The organism is Streptomyces sp. 13-12-16, assembly GCF_002114215.1.
Taxonomy (GTDB): Bacteria; Actinomycetota; Actinomycetes; order Streptomycetales; family Streptomycetaceae; genus Streptomyces.
In genome coordinates this window covers 1-1,945 of record NZ_NCTE01000800.1, presented here as the reverse complement: position 1 = coordinate 1,945, position 1,945 = coordinate 1, and the positions used below count along the sequence as shown (strand labels likewise).

Here is a 1,945-nt window from a genome sequence, read left to right as displayed (position 1 = left end):
CTCGCGGGCGGCCGGCGGCATGCCGCCCCGCCCTCCGGCCGGCGTGCGGACGGGCACCGGGACGGACGGGCCGGGGCCGGCGCCGGTCACACGGGCGGCCCGGTGACGAGGTCGCCGTTCTCGTCGTACGGCCAGGCGTTGGCGACGCATCCGTGCAGACCCTTGATCTGCTGCATCATCACGGGGGCCGGCCGCCCGGCACCCCCGCAGGTCACGTGCCCGTGGCCGAGGAAGTGCCCCATCTCGTGGTTGATGATCAGCGCCCGGTAGTCGTGGATCGGCCCGTCGAAGGTGGGTGAGCCCTTGACCCAGCGCTTGAGGTTCACCACCACCCCTCCGGGGACCTCGCAGTTGTACTCGCCCCCGGTGTCCTGCTTGATGCCCTCCCAGCACAGGGCGTCCGCCGTCGCCGGTGTCGCGATCCTGATCTTGATGTCGTGCGGCGATCCCGCGCCCACCAGCTGGAACGCGTTGTCCGGGTCGTGGGTCCAGCCCCGCGGGGCGGCGAGTATGTCGGCGATCTCGTTCGCGGCCTGGGACGGCGAGACGTCGAGGCCGGTCTCGACCTCCACGACGTAGCGCACCGGGCGGGAACCGCTGCCCACCGTCTCCCCGCCGGCCTGCGCGGTGACGAATCTCCCGCTGCCCGTCGGGGGGACGGCGATCTCGGTCCGGCTCGCGGAGGGAGAGGCGGAGGGGGAGGGCGGCGGCGTGGGAGTGGGGGTGACGTGCGTGCTTCGCGAGGGCGGCGCACCGCTCGACGCGTCGCTCCGTCCGCCTCCCAGGACGTACGCCGCCGAGACCAGCAGGCCGACGACCGTCAGCAGGCCGATCAGCAGGTTCCGTCCCCGGTGGCGCGGCCGTCCCCGGCGATGGGAGGACCGCCGTCGGTGGCCGGCGCGGCGGACGGCCGCGGTGCTGCCGGTGGGGGGTGCGGATGGTCGCTGTCGTGCCGCATGCATGGAAGGTCAATCTGGTGAGCCCAGATGATCGCGATGAGCCGGCGACATCACGGAAAGGTAACGGCCTCCGCGTTCCCCGGCCCGTGTGATCGTTGTGTAACGGCGGTCGGAGGGGGACCCCACTCAGGACGGTCACCTCGTCCGGTCTGCTTACACTGCCGCAATGCCACGGGTCCTGATCGTCGAAGACGACCACGATGTCCGCAGGGCCGTCCGACTGGGTCTGCGGCATCAGGGTCATGAGGTCCTCGCCGTGGAAACGGGCGAGGAGGGGCTGGAGCAGCTCCGTCCGTTCCGGCCGGACGTCGTCGTGCTCGACCTCATGCTGCCCGGCATGTCCGGCCTGGACGTGTGCCGCCGGATCAGGGACCGCGACCAGGTGCCGATCATCATGGTGACGGCCCGGGGCGACGACATCGACGTGGTCGTGGGACTGGAGACCGGCGCGGACGACTACGTGGTGAAGCCCGTGCAGGCCAGGGTGCTCGACGCACGGATACGGGCCGTACTGCGCAGACAGGACGCGTCGCTGCCGGACGGCACCCGCCCCCGGGCGGAGACGCACGGCGAGCTGGTCGTCGACCGCGCCGGGCTCGTGGTGACGCACCGCGGCGAACCCGTCACCCTCGCCCCCTCCGAACTGCGGCTGCTGCTGACCCTGTCGGCCTCGCCCGGCCAGGTGTTCAGCCGCCAGCAGCTGCTGGAAGCGGTCTGGGAACACAGCTACCACGGCGACATACGGCTCGTGGACGCCTGCGTGAAGCGACTGCGCAACAAGCTCGGTGAAGGCAGGGATCCCCGTTACGTGCAGACCGTACGCGGATTCGGTTACCGCTTCGGCACCTCATGAGCGACCGGAGGACCACGCGGAAGCGGAGGACCGGCCCCGCGGCCGACGGGGCCCCCGCCCCCGCCGCCGTACCGGGTGCCGGCCCCCGGCGGTTCCTCCGGGCGGCCCTGGCGCGCGTCCCGCTCCCCCTGCG

Annotated in this window: 2 protein-coding genes; one reads left to right on the top strand and one right to left on the bottom strand. The window is 72.4% G+C overall.

Annotation, left to right across the window (positions count from 1 at the left end; all coding sequences use genetic code 11):
• Positions 1-86: 86 nt before the first annotated feature.
• On the bottom strand, positions 87-962 hold the full coding sequence (locus B7767_RS29195; RefSeq protein WP_085574776.1) for a DUF3152 domain-containing protein: 876 nt from the start codon (positions 960-962) through the stop codon (positions 87-89).
• 163 nt (positions 963-1,125) lie between these two features.
• Between B7767_RS29195 and B7767_RS29190 the strand changes: the two genes are divergently transcribed.
• Positions 1,126-1,812: a response regulator transcription factor gene (locus B7767_RS29190; protein WP_085574775.1), complete on the top strand. Its 687-nt coding sequence runs from the start codon at positions 1,126-1,128 to the stop codon at positions 1,810-1,812.
• The last annotated feature ends 133 nt before the right edge of the window (positions 1,813-1,945 follow it).